Annotated in this window: 20 protein-coding genes; 12 read left to right on the top strand and 8 right to left on the bottom strand. The window is 61.4% G+C overall.

What is annotated here, in order from left to right; genetic code table 11:
• The first annotated feature begins 18 nt into the window (after positions 1 to 18).
• The 7 genes from cpdA (at position 19) to ACIGHL_RS12115 (ending at position 8,174) form a co-directional block, all read left to right on the top strand.
• Positions 19 to 834, top strand: coding sequence for a 3',5'-cyclic-AMP phosphodiesterase (gene cpdA, locus ACIGHL_RS12085; protein ID WP_446697599.1), 816 nt, complete (start codon positions 19 to 21; stop codon positions 832 to 834).
• Between the two features lie 157 nt (positions 835 to 991).
• On the top strand, positions 992 to 1,609 hold the full coding sequence (locus ACIGHL_RS12090; RefSeq protein WP_446697600.1) for a YqiA/YcfP family alpha/beta fold hydrolase: 618 nt from the start codon (positions 992 to 994) through the stop codon (positions 1,607 to 1,609).
• Positions 1,610 to 1,627: 18 nt separating this feature from the next.
• The gene (gene parE, locus ACIGHL_RS12095; protein ID WP_446697601.1) at positions 1,628 to 3,514 is read left to right on the top strand and encodes a DNA topoisomerase IV subunit B; all 1,887 of its coding nucleotides are present in this window, start codon (positions 1,628 to 1,630) and stop codon (positions 3,512 to 3,514) included.
• A complete protein-coding gene (locus ACIGHL_RS12100; RefSeq protein WP_446697602.1) occupies positions 3,511 to 4,491 on the top strand; it encodes an esterase-like activity of phytase family protein in 981 nt (326 codons plus the stop codon). Before parE ends, ACIGHL_RS12100 begins: the two co-directional genes overlap by 4 nt.
• Complete coding sequence (locus ACIGHL_RS12105) at positions 4,488 to 5,015, top strand: retropepsin-like aspartic protease family protein (protein WP_446697603.1); 528 nt, start codon at positions 4,488 to 4,490, stop codon at positions 5,013 to 5,015. The genes ACIGHL_RS12100 and ACIGHL_RS12105 overlap by 4 nt, the downstream gene beginning before the upstream one ends.
• Complete coding sequence (parC, locus tag ACIGHL_RS12110) at positions 5,012 to 7,261, top strand: DNA topoisomerase IV subunit A (RefSeq protein ID WP_446697604.1); 2,250 nt, start codon at positions 5,012 to 5,014, stop codon at positions 7,259 to 7,261. The genes ACIGHL_RS12105 and parC overlap by 4 nt, the downstream gene beginning before the upstream one ends.
• Positions 7,262 to 7,481: 220 nt before the next feature.
• Positions 7,482 to 8,174 carry a PqiC family protein gene (locus ACIGHL_RS12115; protein WP_446697605.1) on the top strand — a complete coding sequence of 231 codons (693 nt, stop codon included), beginning with the start codon at positions 7,482 to 7,484 and terminating at the stop codon, positions 8,172 to 8,174.
• Between the two features lie 282 nt (positions 8,175 to 8,456).
• Here the strand turns inward: ACIGHL_RS12115 and ACIGHL_RS12120 are convergent, their stop codons facing one another.
• The gene (locus ACIGHL_RS12120) at positions 8,457 to 10,004 is read right to left on the bottom strand and encodes an AhpA/YtjB family protein (protein ID WP_216707121.1); all 1,548 of its coding nucleotides are present in this window, start codon (positions 10,002 to 10,004) and stop codon (positions 8,457 to 8,459) included.
• A 198-nt stretch (positions 10,005 to 10,202) separates the two neighbouring features.
• Here ACIGHL_RS12120 and serB point away from each other — a divergent pair, with 198 nt between their 5' ends.
• Complete coding sequence (serB, locus tag ACIGHL_RS12125; RefSeq protein ID WP_019340011.1) at positions 10,203 to 11,417, top strand: phosphoserine phosphatase SerB; 1,215 nt, start codon at positions 10,203 to 10,205, stop codon at positions 11,415 to 11,417.
• A gap of 49 nt (positions 11,418 to 11,466) precedes the next feature.
• Here serB and ACIGHL_RS12130 read toward each other — a convergent pair whose 3' ends face one another.
• The 6 genes from ACIGHL_RS12130 to ACIGHL_RS12155 form a co-directional block, all read right to left on the bottom strand.
• Positions 11,467 to 12,540 (bottom strand): NAD(P)-dependent alcohol dehydrogenase, encoded by a 1,074-nt coding sequence (locus tag ACIGHL_RS12130; protein ID WP_216707122.1) that lies wholly within the window; start codon positions 12,538 to 12,540, stop codon positions 11,467 to 11,469.
• 153 nt (positions 12,541 to 12,693) lie between these two features.
• Entirely contained in the window at positions 12,694 to 14,760 is a 2,067-nt protein-coding gene (locus ACIGHL_RS12135; protein WP_216707123.1) for a GGDEF/EAL domain-containing response regulator, read from the bottom strand.
• A 61-nt stretch (positions 14,761 to 14,821) separates the two neighbouring features.
• Entirely contained in the window at positions 14,822 to 16,642 is a 1,821-nt protein-coding gene (locus ACIGHL_RS12140) for a cyclic-di-GMP receptor FimW-related protein (protein ID WP_216707124.1), read from the bottom strand.
• A gap of 152 nt (positions 16,643 to 16,794) precedes the next feature.
• On the bottom strand, positions 16,795 to 17,697 hold the full coding sequence (gene asd, locus ACIGHL_RS12145) for an archaetidylserine decarboxylase (RefSeq protein WP_216707125.1): 903 nt from the start codon (positions 17,695 to 17,697) through the stop codon (positions 16,795 to 16,797).
• A gap of 11 nt (positions 17,698 to 17,708) precedes the next feature.
• Positions 17,709 to 18,524: a rhodanese-like domain-containing protein gene (locus ACIGHL_RS12150; RefSeq protein ID WP_216707126.1), complete on the bottom strand. Its 816-nt coding sequence runs from the start codon at positions 18,522 to 18,524 to the stop codon at positions 17,709 to 17,711.
• A gap of 43 nt (positions 18,525 to 18,567) precedes the next feature.
• Positions 18,568 to 20,082: an HDOD domain-containing protein gene (locus ACIGHL_RS12155; RefSeq protein ID WP_216707127.1), complete on the bottom strand. Its 1,515-nt coding sequence runs from the start codon at positions 20,080 to 20,082 to the stop codon at positions 18,568 to 18,570.
• A 170-nt stretch (positions 20,083 to 20,252) separates the two neighbouring features.
• On the opposite strand from ACIGHL_RS12155, the gene motA reads away from it, so the two are divergent.
• Together motA and motB are read left to right on the top strand one after the other, a co-directional pair.
• Positions 20,253 to 21,104 carry a flagellar motor stator protein MotA gene (gene motA / locus ACIGHL_RS12160; protein ID WP_216707128.1) on the top strand — a complete coding sequence of 284 codons (852 nt, stop codon included), beginning with the start codon at positions 20,253 to 20,255 and terminating at the stop codon, positions 21,102 to 21,104.
• A gap of 8 nt (positions 21,105 to 21,112) precedes the next feature.
• Positions 21,113 to 22,123 carry a flagellar motor protein MotB gene (gene motB, locus ACIGHL_RS12165; protein WP_216707129.1) on the top strand — a complete coding sequence of 337 codons (1,011 nt, stop codon included), beginning with the start codon at positions 21,113 to 21,115 and terminating at the stop codon, positions 22,121 to 22,123.
• A 35-nt stretch (positions 22,124 to 22,158) separates the two neighbouring features.
• Here the strand turns inward: motB and rsgA are convergent, their stop codons facing one another.
• Complete coding sequence (rsgA, locus tag ACIGHL_RS12170; protein WP_216707130.1) at positions 22,159 to 23,190, bottom strand: small ribosomal subunit biogenesis GTPase RsgA; 1,032 nt, start codon at positions 23,188 to 23,190, stop codon at positions 22,159 to 22,161.
• A 126-nt stretch (positions 23,191 to 23,316) separates the two neighbouring features.
• Between rsgA and ACIGHL_RS12175 the strand changes: the two genes are divergently transcribed.
• Both ACIGHL_RS12175 and orn read left to right on the top strand, forming a co-directional pair.
• A complete protein-coding gene (locus tag ACIGHL_RS12175) occupies positions 23,317 to 24,099 on the top strand; it encodes a class I SAM-dependent methyltransferase (protein WP_446697606.1) in 783 nt (260 codons plus the stop codon).
• 55 nt (positions 24,100 to 24,154) lie between these two features.
• The gene (gene orn / locus ACIGHL_RS12180) at positions 24,155 to 24,697 is read left to right on the top strand and encodes an oligoribonuclease (protein ID WP_127840206.1); all 543 of its coding nucleotides are present in this window, start codon (positions 24,155 to 24,157) and stop codon (positions 24,695 to 24,697) included.
• Positions 24,698 to 24,716: the final 19 nt, after the last annotated feature.

Genomic DNA, 24,716 nt, shown 5'->3' on the forward strand with positions numbered 1-24,716 from the left:
CGCCAAAGGAGACGGGTCTTGGCTGCTGCGCCGCTCACTGTTGAAAACGACTCGGTATTGCTCGTACAACTGACCGATAGCCACCTGTTCGCAGAATCAGGCGGCAAGCTGTTGGGCATGGATACGGCTGAGAGTCTGCAGCGTGTCGTCGATCTGGTTCTCGATGAGCACCCTCGTATCGACCTGATGTTGGCGACAGGGGATCTTTCTCAGGACGGCTCACTTGCCTCCTATAAGCGTTTTCGCCAGTTGTCCGAGCGTATCGATGCGCCGGTGCGCTGGTGCCCGGGCAACCATGATGAATTGACCTCGATGCAAGAGGCCGTCCGTGGCAGCGAAATGATGATGCCTGTGCTTGATATCGGTGCTTGGCGGGTCGTCATGCTCGATACGCTGGTCCCGGGCGCGGTTTTCGGCATGCTGCGTGACGATCAATTGGACTTGCTGGAGCGAACCCTGCAGCAGTCACCGGAACGGCCTCACCTGGTCTGCCTGCATCATCACCCCGTTTCGATTGGCAGTCGCTGGATGGACAGCATTGGGTTGCACAACCGTGAGGCGCTGTTCGAAGTGCTGGATCGTTTCAGCTGCGTCAAAGCGTTGCTCTGGGGGCATATTCACCAGGCATTCGATAGCGAGCGTCGTGGTGTTCGCTTGCTAGCCACCCCGTCGACAGGGGTGCAGTTCACGCCCGGCAGCGAGGACTTTCAGGTCGATACACTCGCACCGGGATACCGCTGGCTGCGGCTGTATGCCGACGGCAAGCTCGAGACGGGTGTCTCGCGAGTGGTCGGCACCGACTTCGTAGTCGACTACAGCGTTAAAGGGTATTGATAGTTCAAAGCCCTAAGGCATTTGGCGCTGAATCAACCCCATACTCATCTGCTTCCGGTTTCCCAGGCGGCCTCCCGCTTCTCTGGCAGCTTGCAGCTTGCAGCTTGCGCGCCTCGCCTAGTAGCCTTCCCATCCTTTGTCAGCCCAGCGAATCAGCATGACCCGCGACCAGCCCACCATTCTCTATATGCATGGCCTCAACAGTTCACCGCTGTCGCAAAAGGCCAGCCAGTTGACGGCGGCGCTGAGTCGCCTGGGCCTGGCCGCCTCGCTGCAGGTGCCGGCGCTGCATCATCGCCCCCGTCAGGCGATTGCGCAGCTCGAGAAGGCCATCGCCGAGTTGGGGCGGCCACTGCTGGTCGGCAGCTCCCTCGGCGGATACTATGCAACCCATCTCGCCGAACGCTACAGGCTGAAGGCCCTGCTGATTAATCCGGCCGTGACGCCTCATTGCCGTTTCGATGGCTATCTCGGGCCTCAGACCAACCTCTATAGCGGTGAGGTCTGGGAGCTGACTGAAGACCATGTCACGGCGCTAGCTGAGCTGGAAGTGCCGTCGCCGCAAGATGCCGAACGCTATCAGGTCTGGTTGCAGACAGGCGACGAGACGCTGGATTACCGCCATGCGGCCGATTTCTATAGGGGCTGTGCCGTGCGCATCCAGGCCGGCGGTGATCACGGTTTCCAGGGATTCTCCGAGCGGCTTCCTGCCTTGCTGGCGTTTGCCGGCTTCGATCCGGTGCTGTTTGCAGACGTCGATTTTTCCGATTTATAAGGACATCACGAGACGCACATGTCTTATACCGCCGAAGCCATTGAAGTCCTCTCCGGCCTGGATCCGGTGCGCAAGCGACCAGGCATGTACACCGACACCTCGAGGCCCAACCACCTCGCCCAGGAAGTCATCGACAACAGTGTCGATGAAGCCTTGGCGGGCCACGCCAGCTCGGTCCAGGTGATTCTGCACCAGGATAATTCGCTACAGGTGATCGACGATGGTCGTGGCATGCCGGTGGACATCCATCCGGAAGAGGGGGTTTCGGGTGTCGAGCTGATCCTCACCAAGCTGCACGCCGGCGGCAAGTTCTCGAACAAGAACTATCAGTTTTCCGGCGGTTTGCACGGCGTCGGTATTTCCGTGGTTAACGCGTTGTCGACCCGTGTCGAGGTGACCGTCAAGCGTGAGGGCAGTGAGTACCGCATGGCGTTCGCCGATGGCTTCAAGGCCAGTGAGCTGGACATCATCGGAACCGTTGGCAAGCGCAACACCGGCACCAGCGTGCATTTCTGGGCCGACCCCAAGTATTTCGACTCGCCGAAGTTTTCCATCAGCCGGCTCAAGCATGTGCTCAAGGCGAAAGCCGTGCTTTGTCCGGGGCTGAACGTCAGCTTCGAAGACAAAAGCACTGGCGAGAAGGTCGAGTGGCATTACGAAGACGGCCTGCGCTCCTATCTCGTCGATGCTGTCAGTGAATTTGCCCGGCTGCCGGATGAGCCCTTCTGCGGCAGTCTGGCCGGCAGCAAGGAAGCCGTGGACTGGGCACTGCTGTGGCTGCCCGAGGGCGGCGACAGCGTTCAGGAAAGCTACGTCAACCTGATCCCCACCGCGCAAGGCGGCACCCATGTCAACGGCCTGCGCCAGGGGTTGCTGGATGCGATGCGCGAATTCTGCGAGTTCCGAAATCTTCTGCCGCGCGGCGTCAAGCTCGCGCCCGAGGACGTCTGGGAGCGGATCGCATTCGTGCTCTCGACGAAGATGCAGGAACCGCAGTTTTCCGGCCAGACCAAAGAGCGTTTGTCTTCGCGAGAGTCGGCGGCGTTCGTCTCCGGCGTGGTCAAGGATGCCTTCAGTCTATGGCTCAACGCCCATCCCGAGCTGGGCTTGCAGCTGGCCGAGCTGGCTATCAGTAACGCCGGACGACGGCTCAAGGCAAGCAAGAAGGTCGAACGCAAGCGTGTCACACAGGGACCGGCACTGCCTGGCAAACTGGCCGACTGCGCCGGGCAGGATCCGGCGCGCTCCGAGTTGTTCCTAGTCGAGGGTGATTCCGCCGGCGGATCCGCCAAGCAGGCGCGCGACAAGGAATTTCAGGCAATCATGCCGTTGCGCGGCAAGATCCTGAATACCTGGGAAGTCGACGGCGGTGAGGTGCTGGCCAGCCAGGAGGTGCACGACATCGCCGTGGCCATCGGGGTCGATCCGGGCGCGGCCGACATCTCCCAGCTGCGCTACGGCAAGATTTGCATCCTCGCTGATGCTGACTCGGACGGTCTGCATATCGCGACGCTGCTCTGCGCGCTGTTCGTTCGTCATTTCCGCCCGCTGGTGGATTCTGGTCATGTCTATGTGGCCATGCCGCCGCTGTACCGCATCGATCTCGGCAAGGATATTTTTTATGCGCTCGACGAAGCCGAGCGTGACGGCATTCTGGATCGCCTGCTGGCGGAAAAGCGCCGCGGCAAGCCGCAGGTCACGCGCTTCAAAGGTTTGGGTGAGATGAACCCGCCTCAGCTGCGAGAGACCACCATGGACCCTAACACCCGCCGGCTGGTGCAGTTGACGCTGGATGACTTCGACGGCACGCGCGAAATCATGGACATGCTGTTGGCCAAGAAGCGCGCAGGTGATCGCAAGAGCTGGCTGGAGTCCAAGGGCAATCTCGCGGAGGTGCTGCTTTGAGTGCTCGCTGGATGGCGCTGCTGGTCGCTCTGGCAGTGCCGTTTTCGGCAGCCGCCGCGCCCGAACTGACAATGGTCAGCGAGCATCCCGTCGAAGGGATCGCTGCGGGTAATCTCTCCGGGCTGGCCTGGTGCGGTGATGCGCTCTGGGCGGTATCCGACCGAGAGGACAATGTGCTCTACCGCCTCGATGCCAGCGATACCGTCTGGCAGGCCGAGGCCGAGCGTTTCGAGTTGCCTCCCGTGCCGAATACCGGGCTTTCGTGGGGCGTACGTGTGCGCTCCGCCTTCACTGGCATGTTGCGCGGTGGAGAGATGGATTTCGAAGGCCTGAGCTGCGACAGCCTGGGCAATCGCTACCTGGTCAGCGAAGCGCATGCGGCGGTGCTGCGCGTTAGCCCGGCAGGCACCGCCGAGTGGCTCAACTTGCCTGTTGCAGTGGTGCGTCAAGCGCGGGCCAGCGGAATGCTGCTCAAGTTCAACGCCATGTTCGAAGGCGTGGCGGTCGATCCTAGCGCCGATCGGCTGTGGCTGGCGGCAGAGCACAGTCGCCGAGGTCTGATGGTGACCCATCGCAATCAGAACAGCTGGCGCTGTACCGGTGGCTGCGTATTGATGGTCGGCGGCGGACGCGATTCAACCCCGCCCGCGATGGATGAAGCCACCCAGCCGCGGCGTTTTTCCGGGCTCACGTTTTATAGCGATAAATTGTTCACGCTCGAGCCAGTGGCGCATCAGATCTGTCGCCGCAAGTTGGAAAACGGGGAGCGTGAGGCATGCTGGTCCTACGCGGACACGGCGATGGCTGAACCGCGCCGCTACGACACCCCGTATGGCAATGCCGAAGCGCTCTGGGTCGATGCGGAAGGTGCATGGGTCGGGATCGACAACAATGAGCTTACCCGTGCAGATGGCGAAAAGCGTCCCGTCGTCTGGCGCTTTGCCGCGCCCAAGGGTGGGTGGAGTGCCAAGCAGTGAGCCAGCCTGCCGGGCGTCGTGCCGGGCGCATCATGCTGGTCCTGGCGTGGGGGGCGGGGCTGTTTCTGGCCACGCAGTTTTTCTCTGATTGGGAGCAGAGCCGTTTCAACCCCAACCGCGAGCCGGTGTCGGTCATCCAAGGCGAGCAGATCGAGGTACTCCTGGATAGCAACCCGCAGGGGCATTTTGTGGCCGATGGCCGAATCAATGGCGAGACAGTGACCTTTCTGCTGGATACCGGCGCCACCGATGTTGCAGTTCCCGCCAAAGTGGGCGACCGCCTCGGCCTGCCTCGCGGTGCTCCGGTGATGCTGCAGACCGCCAATGGGCAGACCACCGGTTACCGCACCGTGCTGGACAGCCTGGCCCTTGGCGACATCCGGCTGCACGACGTACGTGCCATCGTGGCGCCCGGATTTGGCGGTGAGCAGATATTGCTTGGCATGAGCGCCCTGAAACAACTCGAATTCACCCAGCGCGCCGGCACCCTGGTGCTGCGCCAACACGCCACGGATCGACCATGAGCGAAACTATCGACCTGAGCCTGGACGGCGTGGAGCGTCGCTCCCTTGCCGACTTCACCGAGCAGGCCTACCTGAATTATTCGATGTACGTGATCATGGATCGCGCACTGCCTCATATCGGTGACGGCCTCAAGCCGGTGCAGCGGCGCATCATCTATGCGATGAGCGAGCTGGGTCTGAACGCCGATTCGAAGCACAAGAAGTCGGCCCGTACTGTGGGTGACGTGCTCGGCAAATTCCACCCTCACGGTGATTCGGCCTGCTATGAGGCCATGGTGCTGATGGCCCAGCCGTTCAGCTATCGCTACACGCTGGTCGACGGTCAGGGTAACTGGGGCGCGCCGGACGATCCCAAGTCCTTTGCCGCCATGCGTTACACCGAAGCACGGCTGTCACGCTATTCGGAAGTGCTGCTCACCGAACTGGGGCAGGGCACTGTGGACTGGGTGCCGAACTTCGATGGCACGCTCAACGAGCCAGCGACTCTTCCGGCGCGCCTGCCCAACCTCTTGCTCAATGGCACCACCGGTATCGCCGTCGGCATGGCGACGGACGTACCGCCGCACAACCTGCGTGAAGTAGCCGCCGCCTGCGTGCGTTTGCTGGATGATCCGAAGACCACCGTCGAAGAGCTCTGCGAGCATGTGCAGGGACCGGACTACCCGACCGAGGCAGAGATCGTCACGCCGCGTGCTGACCTGCTGAAAATCTATGAAACCGGCCGCGGTTCGGTGCGCATGCGAGCGGTTTATCGCGTCGAGGACGGCGATATCGTGGTCACCTCGCTGCCGCATCAGGTGTCCGGCTCCAAGGTGCTGGAGCAGATTGCCGCACAGATGCAGGCGAAGAAGCTGCCAATGGTGGCTGACCTGCGCGATGAGTCGGATCATGAGCATCCTTGCCGGATCGTCATCATCCCGCGCTCCAATCGGGTCGATGCCGACGAGCTGATGCAGCATTTGTTCGCCACCACCGAGCTTGAATCCAGCTACCGGGTCAACACCAACGTCATCGGCCTCGATGGCCGACCGCAGGTGAAAAATCTCAAGGTGCTGCTCAGCGAGTGGCTGACTTATCGCATCGGCACCGTGCGCCGTCGCCTGCAGTTCCGCCTGGACAAGGTCGAACGCCGCCTGCACCTGTTGGAAGGTTTGCTGGTCGCCTTTCTCAACCTCGACGAGGTGATCCACATCATCCGGACCGAGGATCAGCCCAGGCCTGTCTTGATGGCGCGCTTCGAGCTGTCTGAGCTACAGGCCGATTACATCCTCGACACCCGCCTGCGCCAGTTGGCTCGGCTGGAGGAAATGAAGATCCGCGGCGAGCAGGACGAGTTGGCCAAGGAGCGCGAGAAGCTGCTGGCACTGCTTGGCAGCGAAGCCAAGCTGAAAAAGCTTGTGCGCAAGGAGCTGATCGCCGACGCCGAGACCTATGGCGATGACCGTCGCTCGCCCATTGTTGCGCGAGCCGAAGCCCGCGCGCTGTCGGAAAATGAACTGCTGCCTTCCGAGCCCGTCACCGTGGTGATCTCGGAGAAGGGTTGGGCACGCTGCGCCAAGGGCCACGATATCGACGCCACCGGTCTGTCCTACAAGGCGGGTGACGGCTTCAAGGCCGCCGCAGCAGGCCGTTCCAACCAGTACGCTGTGTTCATCGACTCGACTGGGCGCAGCTATTCGCTCGCGGCCCATTCGCTGCCCTCAGCGCGCGGCCAGGGCGAGCCGTTGACTGGCCGCCTGACGCCGCCACCCGGTGCCGGTTTCGAATGCGTCCTGTTGCCCGATGACGAGTCGCTGTACGTGATCGCGTCGGATGCTGGCTATGGTTTCGTGGTCAAGGGTGAGGATCTGCAAGCCAAGAACAAGGCAGGCAAGGCACTGTTGTCGCTACCAGCCGGTGCGCGAGTCGTCGCGCCGCGGCCGCTGAAAAGCCGCGACCAGGATTGGCTGGCCGCCGTTACGACGGAGGGGCGTTTGCTGGTGTTCCCGATTCGAGACCTGCCACAGCTGGGCAAGGGCAAAGGCAACAAGATCATTGGCATTCCGGGTGACCGGGTCGCCAGCCGTGAGGAGTATCTAACAGATCTCGCCGTCCTGCCGGAAGGGGCGACGCTGGTCTTGCAAGCTGGCAAACGTACCCTTTCGCTGAAGAGCGATGATCTGGAACACTATAAGGGTGAGCGCGGGCGGCGGGGCAACAAGCTGCCGCGCGGCTTTCAGCGAGTGGACGCGCTGTTAGTCGAGTAAGTTGCTTGGCCGGATAGGTCGTAGAGGCTGGATTCTGCTGGGCGTTTCGCGGAAGATAGCGGCCTTCCGATTTCTCCGATTTTGCAATGCGGCGCCGGTAATTGCCGACCACGTCGCCTGCCAAAGACAATCAGCACGGTGGCTGACGGTAAACGATGGCAGCGGCGCAGACAGACGCCAGCCGCTTTTCGCGTCGCCCAAGCCCAGTGCAAAGGTAGAGATGAACGTGCAACGCTTCACAACTGTTTTGCTACTTGCCTGTGCCAGCCTGGCCGGCTGTGTCACCCAGCCTGTGCCAATGTATCGACTCGACAACGGCAGCGTCGAAATGCCAGCGCAAGCAGCAGATGGCGCGGCAGTTCTGCTAGGGCCGATCAAGTTGGCCGATTATCTGCAACACGACGCCTTGCTGCAGCGGCTGCCGGACGGCAGCCTGGCTGCAGACGGCCAGCAGGCGCGCTGGGCTGGAAGCCTGCAAGGCGACGTCAGTCAGCTGTTGTTGCGCCAGTTGGCCTCGCGCTTGAAGACTCAGAGCCTGGAGCTGAGCCCTGGCAGCAAGGGGTTCATCCCTGAGGTACAGGTCGAACTCGAGATCACCCGCCTGGATTCCGGCCCTCAGCATCCTGCTGTGCTGGAGGCTCAGTGGCGCCTGTTGGACGGGCAGGGTAAGCGCAAGAGCAGCCGACTGGTTCGCTTGCAAGAGGCGCATCAAGGCAGCGCAACCGACCAGGTGCGGGCGCAGAGCCTGCTGCTGCAGCGACTTAGCGAGATGATGGCGGGCGCGGTTGAGCCGATGATGGTGGCCAAGGCTCGCACCAAACACAGCGTCAACAAAGCGCCGAGCAAGCCCGCCGCTCCGGCAATCCCGGCGGTGGAACCGATCAGGACTGACCTGGAAGTGTTTCGCTTCTAAGCGATTTGCTGAAAGTGTCTGTTTGCATACCCTTGCGCTGACCGGGGCGTTTCCTAGTGGCAGCGCGCGGTTCCCACAATTTCGAAGATCTTTCGCGGCCAGGAGCCGCGCGGGCGTATATCAGACCAGCATGGCTGAGGCTTGCATGTCCGTTGACCGCGGCTACCATCGAGCCACTGGGCAGCTTGCCGGCAATCGGTCCCGCCGACGCGCGGATGCCGACCACGGTTGTCAGGTACGGACTCACTGCAGCGAAACGGGCCCGAGTTATGATTGCCGGTGTCAGCTGATGCGGTTGCGCAGCTCATGCATGCGAGCGAGCTGGCGCTCCAATAGCGACGGGTAAGGCTCGAGCAGTCGCTCGACGCAACAGGCGCCTTCTGGGCTCGCAATGGGACGGATACGCGCACGCTGGCGAATCAGACTGTCTTCGCCAATCCCTCGTTCGACCAGCAGCAGGTTGCGGCTATGTTGAGACATGGCCAGCGCTGCTTGCGCGGGCTCACTCAGTAGAAGGTCGCCCTGGCTGAGGTCGTACAGCCCTTCACCTTGGGTCAATCCGAGCTGCAGCTGTAGCGTGATACCGCTATCGGCCACTTCGATTTGCAACGCGTGCCCAAGCGCGCGCATCAGTTCGCCACAGCAGAGCGCGTGGGTCAGGTAGTTCTGCTCATCGTCCTGGCTGTGAAACAACATCAGGCTGCTGCCATCGTTGAGCGTATGCAGTTCGGCCTGATACAGGGTCGCGGCCTGCTGCAGGCAATCGCTATAGCGCTGCAGGAGCTCGGTAAGCCGCGCGCGTGGCAGACGGCGCAATTGCTCTTGGGCGCCGAGCTGAATCGCCAGCACGCCACTTTTGCCCGAGATCGCTGGGGCTGCGGGAATGATGGTTGCCGGAGCTTGGGCAGGCGCAGGCTTGGGCTCATCGAATGGAGGGTCGTCATCGAAGTCATCGTCGAATGACTCATCGGAAGCATGATCAACGGTGACCAAACTCTCAGTCGATTCGTCGAGATGGTCCCGAAGATCCACATCGGAACGGTCGTAGTCTTTGACCGCAGCCGGGGCAGGCACCTCGAAATGTGCCGAATAGAGATCCTGCATGCTGTCGTCTAGCTCGATTTCCGGCTCTGGCTTTTCGGGCACCAGGCGTGCCTGAAGCTGCCGCGCCAATTCGCCGATCTCATCTTGCCGGCCTGCGCCGGGCGCTGGGTCATCGGGATCGCGCAACCACAGTCGCAACTGCATCAGAGGCAGGGACAGCTGCCGCCCCAGGCGCATGCTAAGCGTCAGGGTTAGCGCTAGCAGGATAAGACTGAGCAACCCCATGCTTTGCAGGCTGATAGTCATTGGCTGCTGGAACTGCTGCATGTCGAGGCTGATGCGCAGATGTCCGGCGATCACCTCCTGAAAACTGATGGGAGTGGAATAGAGGCCTTCCTCGTCGCCCAACAGACTTCGCTGCGGGCGGGTACCCGATTCCGCCAGCACGCGGTTGTCGACACTGTAGATCGCCGCGTGCGCCACCAGCGGGTTCTTCACCAGGTTGCTCAGCAAGACATTGAGGCTAAGAATATCGTTAGCCACCAGTAGATCCGTCGCCGAGGCGGCCGTTTGGGTAATCAGGCTTTGGCCAAGGGCATCGGCCTGCTGCTCCATCGCATGCTTGAATTGCATGCCCATGACCCAGGCGTAGATGATCAAGGCCAGCGCGACGAGCAGCAGCGTGTGGCTGGCTACCCGCAGAACCAGCGGAACACGACGCTGGCGCAATGCACGATAGATCAGCAGGAAGAAATTGTCGGGCTTGACGGATGCGGGCCGGTTCACAGAGCGCGGCTCTACTCTTTAGGAAAGTGGCGCGCAGTATACGGAAAGCGCTGTGGGGGCTAAAGGTCGCTCGGTCAAAGCAGACGAATTGCAGGCGCGCCAAAGCAGATATGGATTGGAAACCGGTGTGTCGCTGCTGCGTTCAGCGGGCGTCCTGCTGATATAGAATGCCCGTCTTCTTTGCATAGGAGCTACGCCTTGCGCGAAATCGTCCTGATTAACATCACTGGGGAAGACCGCCCTGGGTTGACCGCGGCAATCACCGGCGTACTCGCTCAAGGTGGTGTGAATATCCTGGATATCGGTCAGGCCGTGATCCACGATACCCTGTCGTTCGGCATTCTGGTGGAAATACCTGATACCGAACGTGCTTCTTCTGTACTCAAGGATGTGCTGTTCATGGGTTACAAACATGACCAGCAGGTGCGCTTCACACCCGTTGCGGAGGCGGATTACCAGCAGTGGGTGGCCGGGCAGGGTAAGCCCCGGCACATCGTTACCCTGTTGACCCGTAAGGTGACTGCCGAGCAGTTGCAGCGGGTCAGCTCGATCACCGCCAAGTACGGCCTGAACATCGATCACATAGATCGTCTTTCGGGTCGCCAGCCACTGGACATGCCGGAAGAGCTGGGCAAGGGTTGCATCGAGTTTTCGGTTCGCGGCGAGCCTGCCGATACCGCAGCGTTGCGCGCTGAGTTTCTCAGCGTGGCGCAGGAGCTCAACGTCGACATCGCTTTTCAGCGTGACTCGGTTTTCCGCCGCAATCGCCGGCTGGCGGTGTTCGACATGGACTCGACGCTGATCGAGGCGGAAGTCATCGACGAGTTGGCCAAGGTGGCAGGCGTTGGCGATCAGGTGTCGGAGATCACTGAACGTGCGATGCGCGGCGAGCTGGACTTTCGCGCGAGCTTCCGGGAGCGCCTGGCATTGCTCGAAGGCCTGGAGGAGCGCGCGTTGGCAGAGGTGGGCGCCCGGCTCAGGCTCACTGAAGGCGCTGAGCTGCTTTTCGCCGAGCTAAAACGCCTCGGCTACAAGACAGCCATCCTGTCAGGTGGCTTCACCTATTTTGCAAAACAGCTGCAAGCCAGACTGGGCATCGATTACGTCTACGCCAACGAGCTGGAGATTGTCGATGGCAAGCTCACCGGTGTCGCTCAGGAGCCCATTGTCGACGCACAGCGCAAGGCCGATCTTCTCCGCGAGCTGGCTGAGCGGGAAGGTTTGAGGCTAGAGCAGACCATTGCCGTTGGCGACGGCGCCAATGACCTGCCGATGCTTGGATTGGCGGGGTTGGGTGTCGCCTTTCGAGCCAAACCACTGGTCAAACAGTCGGCCAAACAGGCGATCTCGACACTGGGGCTGGACGGGATTCTCTACCTGCTTGGCTTCCGGGATCGTGAAGGAACGGAATAAGCAGGCTGGAAGCTGAGCGGTTGGCTTTAGCTTCCAGCTAAGGCGTGCCTTACGGCTTTATCGCCACTTTGAGCACCCCGTCGCGCTGATTGGCGAACAGCTCATAGGCGCTGGTGATGTCGTCGAGGGCGTAGTGATGGGTCACCAAAGGGGCAAGGTCTACCCGTCCCGAGGCCACCACGTTCAGCAACCGCCGCATCCGCTCCTTCCCTCCAGGGCACAGCGAGGTCACGATCTTGTGGTCGCCGAGACCGGCATGGAAGGCACCAAGCGGAATGGTGAGGTCGGCCGAATACACGCCCAGGCTAGACAACGTGCCACCAGGTTTGAGCACGCGTAAGGCGCTCTCGAAGGTGGACTGTTGCCCAAGTGCTTCGATGGCGGCATCAACGCCCCGGCCGCCGGTGAGCCGGAGAATTTCCTCGACTACATCCGTTTGTTTGAAGTTCAACGTCACGTCAGCACCCATTTGCCGTGCAATGTCCAGGCGTGCATCGACACCGTCGACGGCGATAATCATCCCGGCACCCCGCAGGCGTGCCCCGGCGGTGGCGCAGAGACCGATCGGTCCCTGGGCGAAGATGGCCACTATGTCGCCGATTTTGATCTTGGCGGCTTCGGCGCCGGCGAATCCGGTGGACATGATGTCGGGGCACATCAGTACCTGCTCGTCGGTTAGCCCGTCGGGGACCGGCGCCAGGTTGCCCTGAGCGTCCGGGACCAGTACGTACTCGGCCTGGGTGCCGTCGATGGTATTGCCGAATCGCCAGCCGCCCATCGGCTTGTAGCCGTGGCAGGCACAGCCGCCGTCCTGAGAGGAAAGGCCGTCCTGGCTGGCATAGGAGGAGAAGTTTGGACAAATCGCACCGGCGATGACGCGCTGGCCTTCCCGGTAGCCCTGTACGTTGCTGCCTAGCTTCTCTATCACGCCCACGGGTTCGTGGCCGATGGTCAGGCCGGCGGCAACGGGATACTCGCCCTTGAGAATATGCACATCGGTGCCGCAGATGGTCGTGGTGGTGATACGCACCAGTGCGTCGTCGGGGCCGACGTCGGGGATAGGTTTGTCAACAAGCTCGATTCGGCCGGGTTCGACGAACGCGGCGGCTCTCATCATGGTCATGACGCATCCCTCGCAGGCTAGGTCAGAACACTCTAGTCCAATCCTGGCGGTCGGAGCTGACAGAGATCATGTCCTGCCGGGGGCGCGCGGGTGTCGACGCGGGCTTTTCGCCGTAGCGATTCGACCGACCGATGGAGCCAGCGCTGCTGGGAATCAATCTTCGTCGGAGGAGAAGTTGTAATCCATCGACTGGCTCGGGCCCTGCAGGTACTGACCCTGAATATATCCGACACCCGCCTGCCAGAGCGTCGCCAGCACGGTGGCGCTGTCTACGAAGGGCACAATGGTCTGCTTGGCCTGTTCATGGAGCTGTGCCAGGAGCTGTTTGAGCGCTTCCTGATTCTCCTGGCGGCTCAGGTCCTGGGTATAGGAGCCATCGATCTTCACGAAGTCGGCGTTGAGGTGCTTGAGCGTATTGAGCGGATTCAGCACACAGCCGAACTGGTTCAGGGCGACGCGGCAGCCGAGCCCGGCAAGCCCCTGGGTGAGCGCCTTGGCCTGCCTCAGGTAAGCGACGGCGTCGTTTTCGTCAAGTTGGAAAACCAGCGAATCGGGCGGCAGCTTGGAAGCTTTGAGCGCGACGCCAAGCCAGCCAAGAAGTGATGGGTCCTGCAGACTGGGCCCTGACAGGTGAACCATCAGCCTCGTGCTGTGGCCCTTGCTGCGGTGTTCGGCGAGCAATTTGATCGAGTTAAGCAGTACCCAGCGATCAATCTTGGTCGCCAGTCCTGCCTCTTTAGCGGCATCGAGAAACTCTCCCGGCGGAACCTCGGTGCCCTCTGGGTCGAGCAGGCGTAATAGCACTTCGTAGTGTTCGTGGCTATCGCCGCGGAGGCTGATGATCGGTTGGAACAGCAGGCGGAAGCTGTTTTTCTCCAGCGCCTGTTGCAGCATGGCGAGCACGTTGCCGCGGCTAGCGGCGGCTGCAAGTTCGCGGGCCGGATCGTAGGTTCGCAGGGCGTTGCCATCGGTCAGCTCTTCGGCGCAGCGGTGGGCGCGGTCAATCACGTCCCGAGCTTTCGCAGTCTGTTCGTCGAGGGCGGCGACCCCGATACTCAGGCTGGTCTGAATGGTGCGGCCACCGACATCGAAAAGATGCCCTTCGACCTTGCGTAGCAACTCGGTCAGGGGCTGTTCGAGTTGCTTTGGCGTGGCCTCTGCCATGAGTACCGCGAACGCATCGTCACCGAAGCGCGCCAGTTCGGCCTGCTCCGTAAACTGCGCGCGAAGCAGCTGCGCCAATTCGGCCAGCAAGCGATCCGAATCGCCCAGGCCGATTTCGGCTTGCAGGCTGGCGAAACGATCAATGCGGATGTAGGCGAGGCTCGAACTCTTTCCGGCGTTTACTGCGCGCTCGACCGCGCCGTCCAGCGACTCAAGGAAATGGTTGCGGTTGTAAAGACCGGTCACCAGATCCTGGCTGCTGATCTCGCGCAGCTTTTCCAGTTCGGCATTGTCGCTTTCTGCGCGAATGACAGCCTGGATGCACGGCTCGCCATCGTAGCTGGCAGGCGAAAAGTGCATGCTTGTCTTGAAGCGGCTGCCGTCAGCGCGAATCCCGCCGCAGACCAGTTCGGCGCTGCCCTGCAGGCTTTGATAGTTCTTCAGAAAGCCTTTGAACTCGCCCTGATCACAGGAAGCGATCAGGTCAATCATTGGCATGCCTTCGAGCTCTTCAACATCCTCGTAGCCAAACAGCTCCAGATAGGCTCGGTTGGCGTAGATATGCATGCCGTCGTGGACATAGGCAATGGCATCCACCGAACTCTCCAGCAGCAGCTGGCAGCGCTTTTCGGCTTCACGTAGTGCCAGTTCGGCGGAGCGGCGAGCACGACGCTCCTCGAGGTTTGCCAGTTCCCTGCTTGCGACCAGGATCAGCCACTCGTCTTCGCCCTGCGGCAGCGCGCCCTGAGCGCCCAAGGTGAGGGCTTCGGTAATCGCATCGGTGTCGTTGCCCTCGATAAGCTGGATGACCGGAATATCCTTGGCTTGCTTGCGAATGGCACTGATAGCTTCGCTAGGATCGAGGTTGGCGCTGGACGGCGCGTTGATCAGAAGATCCCAGGTCTGCTGCAGTGCATCGGCTAAGTCTTCGCTGGAGGTCAGGCGATGGACGCGCGTCGCCTGGCCCGCGTTACGAAACAGGCTGACCAGTCGCTCAGCTTCATTCTGCGAATCCTCAAGGATCAGCAGGCGGATGGTTTTCTTTTGCGGGGCCATGGCTGCAGCTTTAGAACGCGCCGTAGAGGGGCGTGAAGGCTAAAAAACGGTGATCGGCAATCTACAGCGTGTTCCAGAGCGAGTCAAAATCTTCACCCCGTGAAGTCGCCTGGGTGCCCCGTGCTGTGATCGGCGTCTCCTGGGGGGAGGCGGGGAGGCCCACCAACTGATACTCGAACTGGTTATAGCTGCTGGTGCCCGCCTGCCGGCGGCAGAGCATCGCGCGGTGCTCGTCACCGTTCTGGTTGATCTGCACTTTCTGGCCTTCTTGGAAAGGCAAACGGGGGACGATCAGCGTAGCCGGGCGCGAGACCACGCTGATTTCCGGCAGGAGCAGGGCGCGCAGGTATTCGCTGCCCTGATCGGTTTTGCGCAGCAGGCGAAGTCCGCAGGGCTGTGCTTGGGGCGCGATGAGTTCAACGCCCATCTGCGGCCCGCTGCCGCGGACCTGACGGACCCAGCGTACCACTGCGACGCTCCAGGTCTGGCTGGTGGCGTCCTGCAGGCCGAGCAGCTCGCCAGCCTGGAGTTGGGCCGGGACCTCGCCCGGCCAGGACAGGCAGTAACCGCCTGGGCTCTGGTCGACCCGTTGCACTTCGAATGTTGAAAACGGGCTATCGGCTTTAGGTGGTGCGGCCTCGTCTTCTTCGATCACCTTGGACGGTGCGGTAACCGGGCGGACGAACTCGATATGGTCCTCTTCTGGAAGTCGCTCCTCCTCTACGACCACCTGGGCGTCGAACGCCACGGACCAGACGTCAGGTGCGGCATTGTTCAGCTTGAATACAGCTGATCGAGTCGCGTCAGGACGTTTCAGCAGCTCGCCGAACGGGCGCTGGCCTGCCAGGTAGTAATGCAATGCGCTCATGCCGATGCACAGGGTCATCGACCCTTGTGTCGGGGCGCGTTGGAAGCTGCGCTCGGAGATGTCACCCCAGGCGGCAGCCAAATGCTGCAATAGATCTGGATTCAACCCTTCGGGAATGGCGAGCGTTTTATTCTCGGTGGCTGGCAACTGCAGGTGCGACTGGATGGCTTTGACCAGAGCATGCGGGTCGATGCCGAGCAGATCGGCGCGTTCGTTGGCAGGGAACATCGATCGATAGCGCGGTGGACCATCGATGCGTGGAGACACGCCGAACAGGCTGGTCGGCCCCAACCCAACCTGCAGTTGGACCAAGGCGCTCCAGGGTTCGAGCAGTTGCGCGAGTTGGCCGATACCTTGCTGCCGCATCTGGTTGCAGCGGGCGCTGCCCAGCATCAGCGCAACGATGTAGCTCTGTTCCGTGCTGAGGCCTGCAACCTGATAGCACAATTCGTCCTGCACGAGGGTGCGGTGTACGCCTTGGGCGACGGCTATCGCGTACAGCTGATGCAGCTCCAGCCACAGGCCATCAGGCGTCGGGCTGTAGAGCTGTGTAGAGCGCACGAGCATTGCGCAAAGGCTGCGGATTGCCCGCTGCAGAGCAATGGTGAGCAACTGCAGGCGGTCACGTCCAGTCTGTGGGGCCAGCTCGGCGGAGATCAATTTGTAGCCAATGGCGAGATGGTTGTGCAGTGCTTGGCACAGGCTAGCCACTTTGCGCGGGCGTTCGCCGAGCACGATAGGCTGGTTGATGAAGTAGCGTTCCAGTTCCCGGCAGACGAAATGAATTTCCGGTCGCAGCAGCTCGAGCAGCTGCAATCGGTTCGCCGCGGTCGTGCGAAGCTGATTGAGCTCGCGCATGGCCTGGTACAGCTGTCGCGCGGTCTCGCCGAGGTTTGCCTTAGGCAGGCCGGAAAGCCAGCGTCTGACGCCGCGCACGCTGGGTTCGCAGAAGGATAACTCCTGGCAATTCGGCGTCGACACGCGCAACAGTAATGGCTGGCTCTGGTTATCCAAGCGATAAACTCCGTGGCATGCCTGCAGCCGTACCACCAGCGGCGGTGGTGAACTTGGGAGGCCCGCCATGCCGTGATATCAATATGCAATCGTTGCAAGCAATCATAGCGAACCCGGAGCAATTGGCCAGCGCCCGCCGACCATTGGCGGTGTCAGACCTGAGGTGAGACCGTTGGCGGCGCCACGATGTCATCCTCCGACTTCGCCTGGCCCAGCCCTTCCCCCATGCGGACCGGCGTCAAGGCCCCCAAGTGTTCAGCCCAGCTGACCCGGTCCGGTCCAAACAGCAGGATCACAGTGGAACCGAGCTTGAATCGGCCCATTTCCGCCCCTTTCTCCAGTCGGATGGGCGCCCGCGCTGCTTCGTCGTAGTGAAAGGTCTTGAGCGAACGCTTGGGCGGCGTAACCAGTCCGGCCCACACGGTCTCGATGCTGGCGACGATCATTGCGCCGACTAATACCATGGCCATTGGTCCGTGTTCGGTATCGAACAGGCAGACCACCCGCTCATTGCGAGCGAACAACTCCGGGACGCCTTCAGCGGTGACGGTGTTCACCGAAAAGATGCGGCCCGGTATGTAAACCATTTCCCGCAGGGTGCCGGCCAGTGGCATATGCACCCGATGATAGTCTTTGGGCGATAGGTACACGGTGGCGAAGTCTCCACCCATGAAGGGCGCGGCACGTTGGTGATCGCCGCCGAGCAGTTCCATCACGCTGTAGCTGTGACCCTTGGCTTGAAAGATCCGCCCTTGCTCGATCTTGCCGAGCTGGCTGATGGCGCCATCGCAGGGGTTGAGGACCGCAGCGGGTGTCGGATCGAGTGGGCGAGCGCCGTCTTTCAAGGCGCGGGTAAAGAAGGCATTGAAATGTTCGAAAGCAGTCGGCTCTTCGATCTGAGCTTCGTGCATCGGCACGCCAAAATGACGAATGAACGCCTTGATGAACGTGTTTTTCACCCAAGGTAGGCGGCACTCGGCGAAACAGCCGGCGAGGCGCGAAATCAGGTGATGTGGCAGCAGATACTGGCTTAGTACAAACAAGCGATCTTTCATGGATAACCTTTTCATTGCTGGATCGGGGTGTCGGGTAGGTTGCCCCATTCGCCCCAGGAGCCAGGGTATCCCTTGACGCGCGGATAGCCCAATGCCTTGGCCAGCAGATAGGTGAAGCCGGAGCGATGATGCGTCTGGCAGTGGGTGACAATTTCTTTGTCGGCGGTGATGCCGAGCGCTTCCAGCCTTTCAGCGATGTCTTCGCGGATGCGCATGGCGCGTGCCGGGTCCATGGCTGCGGTCCACTCGAAGTTGATTGCGCCGGGGATATGCCCCGCGCGCGCCGCGAGCACTTTCTCGCCGCGATACTCTTCCGGCGAGCGCGCATCCCAGATTACCAGGTCGGCGGCGCCGAGCCGGCTTTCGAGATATTCGCGGGTCGCGCTAGGGGTTTCGTCCAGCTGGAGGGGGACCGGCCCGCCTGCAGCGACAGGGCTGTCTTGCGACAGAGGGCGCTGTTCCGCCAGCCAGGCGTGCAACCCGCCGTTCAGGTAGTGGTAATGGGAATGGCCGATGACATCAAGCAGCCAGATGAATCGGCCGGCCCAGCCGCCCCCTTCGTCGTCGTACACCACATAGACAGCGTCGGCACGATGCCCTAGCGCACCAAACAGTGCTTCCAGCTGAGGTTTGCCGGGCAGTTGCCCCGGCGCCGGTGGTTGGCCGAGCTGAGTCTGCTTGGGGTCGACGAAGCGTGCGCCAGGCAGGTGGCCCTCGGCGTAGCGGGCTGCACTGGTCAAGTCGACCAGAATCAGCTCGGGAGCATTCAAACGCTCGGCCAGATCGGCCGGTTCGATTACCAGCGGCAGGGTGAAAAGGGCGGACACGGCAAGCCTCGAACAGACAGAAAGGAGCAGTCTAGCGAAAAAATCAGCGGACGCGTTTGCTGAACGTCGTCAGGGCGCGCTCGATGCACTGGACCGTCTTGGTGAAGGCCTGCAAGCCCGTCTCACTGAAAGCGGTGTTGTTCTGATCGACCACCAGCAGCATCACGACCCGGTCTTCCAGGCCGACGGAGCGCAACAGGACATGTTCGCTGGGGAACAGTGCTTTCAATGCGCCGGGCAACAGCGCTGTGAATTGGGCGAGGTTGTCCGGCTTGAGCCGTAATAACGCCGGTTTTTCCAGCAATCTTCGCAACACCTGGCTTTGCTCGGGATCGAGCGTCAGCCGGGCTGCTTCGTTTGGCAGTCCGCCGGCCTGCTGACTGACCAGGCGCTGTTGCTTGCGATCTACCATCAGCAACAGTACGCGCTGCATGCCCGAGCACGTCAGCGCTTTGCAGGAGGTCGCAGTGAGTTGCAGCACATTGTCGAAGGGGCAGGGGTCGCTGAGCAGCTCGCGGCAATGCTCGCGCCATTGGGCCAAGGTTTCGGTGTCGGGCAACTTCGCGGCCTTTTCCACTTGGAATGTGCTTTCCCATGGCCAGAGCAGCCCCTGGGCCGGATGCCAGAGATCGGTTGGCCCGATCGCGCGGGCGCTGGCCGCCGCTTGCTGATGCGCCATCTGCTGCAGTTCGGCGAGAGGCACCTGCAGGTAGAGTCCAGCGAGCCGCTGCCAGCGCAGGCTGTGGATGCCGCTCCAGCTGTGATGCGCCGAAAGCGCCAGACCGTTTGCGAGCAGGATGGTGTTGCTTGGTAAGGTGAGCCAGCGACGCAATGTAGGGTCGGCGTCGAGCATCTGTTGCTGGTGCAAGGGATGTTCGTTATCGCGGGCGATGTGCAGTGCCTTGATCAGCATGCGCCGATGCTCGTTGAGGAGCCGGTAGCCTTGGGCAATCCAGCCGGGCAGACCCCAGTGTTCGGCGGTGGCGATGCAGAGCTCCAACAACGAGACGCCCAACAACGAATGCTCGACCTGGCGGGCCGGCTCACGTTTGACCAGTACGCGCTGCTCCCAGGTCTCCAACAGTTCCGGGTGTGCGGCGACCAGCGCCCATGCCGGCGAAAGGAACAACAGGCTGCTCCAGTGGATTTCCTGCCAGAGTCGCGCCAAGCGTGAAGCAAACAACCCGTTGGCTTGCTGGCTGGCGTGGCTACTGATCAACATCAGCTGGCGCAATGGCGCCGGAATATCGTTTGGCTGAGCGGCTGGCACCCTGGCGAACAGGGCTTCGGCGCGCTTCAGGCCGATGCGACTGAGCGCAACCTCAAGGCTCTCGGCCGGTTTGTTGGTCGATCCGGCGCTGCGGTTGGCTTCGCGGATCACGGTAAGGGCAAGGACCGGACTTTCCTGTATAAGGTCCGAAATCTCGCGCATAGATAAGCTGCTGTCGCCCAGTGCGCGTTTAACACGTGCATAGGGTTCGGCAGCCGCCGGCAGGACAACGGCGTCCAACGCCTTGAGCCAGGCTGCAAGCGTGCGTGGGTATGGTGTCGTAGTCATGGCGCCGCCGAACTAGCATTTCATCGGGATGGCCTTTAGTCTGGCGCAAAAGTTCCGATAACCAGAACAATTCTTTTCATCTGCCCTTCCGCCTGACCCCAATCGAGCTCGTGCGATGTCGCACGGCTTGTTTCAGGTGCCCTAAGATCGGGTTTTAGACGTACCTACCTATGGCAAAAATAATCGGCATTATTGTGGTAATCGCCAGTGTTCTTGGCGGCTTCATCCTGTCCGGCGGCAAGGTTGCCGCGCTGATCCACCCGTTCGAGGTGATGATCATCGGTGGTGCCGCACTTGGCGGCTTCCTGCAGGCGAACCCCGGCAGCACCACCAAAATCGTGTTCAAGAAGTCGCTGCAGATGTTTGGCAACCGCTTTACTCACAAGTACTACCTGGAAGTGCTGGGGATGCTCTACGAGATCCTCAACAAAAGTCGCCGTGAGGGCATGATGGCCATCGAGGCCGACATCGAAGATCCCGCAGCCAGTCCTATATTCAGCAAGTATCCGGCAATTTTGAAGGACGAGCGGATGACCGCGTTCGTCTGCGATTACCTGCGCATCATGTCGTCCGGCAACATGGCTCCGCATGAGCTGGAAGGGCTGTTCGATATGGAACTCAACGGCCTCAAGGAAGAACTTGAGCATCCGTCTCACGCTGTGGCGAAAATCGCCGACGGCTTGCCCGCGATGGGAATCGTGGCCGCGGTGCTGGGGATCGTGATCACGATGTCAATTCTGGCGTCCGCGACCAATGCCGAGATTGGCGAGAAGGTGGCTACGGCGCTGGTGGGTACATTCCTCGGAATTCTTGCCTCCTACGGGTTTTTCGGCCCGTTGGCCGGGGCGCTCGAGCATGACGCCAAGGAAGAGCTCAACCTGTACGAGAGCATCAAGGCGACGTTGGTCGCCTCCGCTTCGGGAATGCCGCCGACGCTGGCGGTGGAGTTCGGCCGGAAAGTACTTCTGCCGGCGCACCGCCCAAGCTTTGCCGAGCTTGAACAAGCCATGCGTGGCAGCTAAGCGCGACCATGGATAATACCCAACCAATCATCGTCAAGCGGATCAAGAAGGTCGCCGCGGGCCACCATGGTGGCGCCTGGAAGATTGCCTTTGCCGACTTTGCGACCGCCATGATGGCGTTCTTTATGGTGATGTGGCTGATGTCCTCGGCCACGCCCGAACAGAAACGTGCTATTTCGGGCTATTTCCAGGACCCGATTGGCTTCACTGAAAGCGCCAGTCCGCATGTGATCGATCTGGGCGGTACCCCAACGCCTGCGCCGGATCGCACCTTGAACGATACGGTCGACCCGGCTGTTCAGCAGAGCGAGTCGAAGATGGACGCCGATCAGGCGGAAACCTTTGCCGAGCAGTTGGAGCGCGAACGTCTCGATCTGTTGCTTCAGGAACTTCAGAACAAGGTTGACGAAAATCCGGAGCTGACCCGCTTCAAGGATCAGATCCTGTTCGAGATCACTCAGGACGGCTTGCGCATTCAGATCATGGATGCGGCCAACCGTCCTATGTTTGCCCTAGGCAGTGCCCAGCTGCAGCCGTACTTCGAAGATATTCTGCTGGCCATGGCCGATACCATCCGTGCGGTACCGAACAAGATCAGCGTCAGCGGGCACACCGATGCCAAGCCCTATTCTGGGCGCGGCGAATTCGGTAACTGGGAGCTTTCGGCAGGGCGGGCCAATGCGGCTCGGCGCGCCTTGGTTGCAGGTAGCTATCCAGAGGAACAGATTGCCCGGGTGGTGGGCTATGCCTCTTCGGCCTTGTTTGATCGGGAGAACCCGTTGAATCCCGTCAATCGCCGCATCGATATCCTGGTGTTGACCAAGAAAGCGCAGCGCGATATCGAGGGTGAGCAGTCGGACGCGGCGGGGAAAGACGCAGCGTCAGAGCCCACTTCCGCAGGTGATATGTCGGCGCCCTCGGCAGCGCCTTCCGCGCCGCTGCAAGCACCGGAGTTGCGCGAGCGGCTGAACATCTTCGAGGACGGCGTGCTGCAATTCGACCAGCCTGGCGGTAACTGAGCCGGGCGGCTCAACCGTTTCTGGTCAAGCAAATGTCAGTAGTCGGCTTCCGGTAGGCTACTGATGATATGTCGGTAACTGGCCATGCGTTGTGGCTGGATTTGCCCCTGCTCCAGTCCCTTGAGCAACGCGCAGCCCGGCTCACGGTCATGCTTGCAGTCGCGGAAGCGGCAGTGACCCAGCAGGTCCTGGAACTCGATGAAGCCGGCTTCGACATCAGAGCGGCTTACGTGGCCCAGGCCTAATTCGCGGATGCCCGGGGAGTCGATTAGCTCACCACCGCCGGGGAAATGAAACAGCCGCGCGGTCGTGGTGGTATGCGTCCCCTTGCCGGTCATCTCTGACAGCGCACCCACCCGGGTGTCGACGCCAGGCAAAAGGCTGTTCACCAGAGACGATTTGCCCACCCCGGACTGGCCGACGAATACGCTGACGTGCCCGTCGAGGCGCGCTTGCAGCGCCTCCATGCCGGCACCGTCATGCGCGGACACCTCCATCAGTGGATAGCCCAGGGTGCGGTAGACCGCCAGCAGGGCGTTGAGTGTACCTTCGTTCTGGGCATCAATCAGGTCTGCCTTGTTCAGCAGCAATAGCGGCGTGATACCGGCATGCTCGGCTGCGATCAGGTAGCGGTCGATGAGATTGGCGTGCGGCTCCGGCAACGGGGCGAAAACGATGACGATCAGGTCGACGTTGGCGGCCACTGGCTTGAGCTGACCGCGAGTGTCTGGCCGGCAGAGCTCGGACTGACGCGGCAGTTGCGCAACGATTACACCGATGCCCTGGTTGCCTGGACGCCAGACCACCCGATCGCCGGTCACCAGCGCTGGCAGGTTTGCACGTAGGTGGCAGCGGAACACCTGACCGCCGTGCTCGCCTTCCTGAGCCTCAACTTCAACCTGCACGCCGAAGTGAGCGATGACCAGGCCGGTCTGTTCCGGGCCGAGATCGCCGCCCTCGAGCTCTTCCACTGTGCGCGATTCCCGCCGCGCCGCGCGTGTGGCGCGTTCTTCCTGGATCTTCTCGATGCGCCAGCTTTGCCGGCGGTTGAGTTGGCGTTTGGCCATTGCGTGGGTGCCCAGGTATGAAAAGAGGGCGAGTCTAACATGCCCGTGAGTGCAGGCTGCGGGCCTGTTTTTGCTGGGCTTTTGGCCGGTAGACTAGGCAGTCTCTACGGTTGGCGGCGAGCGCTCATGCCTGTCTCCTCACTTACTCGTTATCCCGCCTTGCTGGCGCTGCTCAGTCAACTGCTGTCGCTGCTGCTGTGCTGGCTGTTGCTGCTTGCGTTGGCGCGACTGCTGGGCTGGCACCTCAGCCTTTTAGGGGCTGCCTGTCTGCAAGGTGCGGTTGCTGCATTGATCGGCCAGCGCCTCGGATTGTCGCGCTGGTGGCTGCCAATCAATCTTGGCTTCGTGCCGGGGCTGGTGCTTCTTCAAGACCATGCGCTGCCACCCTGGTTGTTGCTGGTCGGCTTTCTAATCTTGCTGATGTTGAACTGGAACGCCCTGACCGAGCGGGTTCCCTTGTATCTCACTGGTTCGGTTGCCGAGCAGCAGCTGGCGCAACGGCTACAGGCGCTGCCCGATGGGTTCAGTTTCGTTGATCTGGGCAGTGGGCTCGGTGGCACCCTCCTGCGGTTGGCGCGGCTTTATCCATCCGCACGTTTCGTCGGTGTCGAGACGGCGCCGCTCACCTTTGCATTGTGCTGGTTGCGCTGTCTGTTCCAGCGCAACTGCCGGGTGCGTTTTCGCAGCTTCTGGCGCGAACCGCTGGCCGGCTACGATGTGGTCTATTGCTTTCTCTCGCCTGCTCCTATGCCTGCGTTGTGGCAGAAGGCTCGGGCCGAAATGAGTCCGGATGCGCTGTTGATCAGCAACAGCTTCGAGGTGCCTGGCGTTGAAGCGCAGGAAACGTTGGCCATCGATGACTGGCGGCGTTCACGCCTGCTGATCTGGCGGCCCGGGGCGGCTCCGTAACCTGACGGCCGCTCCGCGAGCGGCTAAACTGCGCGCCACAGCCAAGGAGTTCACCATGCAGAACCCGCAAAATCTCATCTGGATCGATCTGGAAATGACCGGTCTGGATCCTGACAACGACGTCATCATCGAAATGGCAACCATCGTTACCGACAGCCAGCTCAACGTGCTGGCCGAAGGGCCGGTTATCGCCATCCATCAGAGCGATGAGATCCTTGCCGGTATGGACGAGTGGAATACACGCCAGCATGGCGGCTCCGGCTTGACTCAGCGGGTGCGCGACAGTCAGATCACTACCGAGGACGCCGAGGCGCAGACGCTGGCGTTTCTTGAACAGTGGGTGCCTAAGGGCAAGTCGCCGATCTGCGGTAACAGCATCTGCCAGGATCGGCGTTTCCTTTACCGGCGCATGCCGCGCCTGGAAGCCTACTTTCACTACCGCAACCTGGACGTTTCGACGCTCAAGGAATTGGCCGCGCGCTGGGCGCCTGAGGTACTGGCTGGTTTCAAAAAAGGTGGTACGCACCTGGCGCTGGACGACATCCGCGAGTCGATTGCCGAGCTGCGCCATTACCGCGAGCACTTCATCAAGCACTGATCACGCCGCAGCATGGCAA

It is taken from the genome of Pseudomonas sp. NPDC077451 (assembly GCF_044543345.1).
In the GTDB taxonomy this organism is placed as follows: domain Bacteria; phylum Pseudomonadota; class Gammaproteobacteria; order Pseudomonadales; family Pseudomonadaceae; genus Stutzerimonas.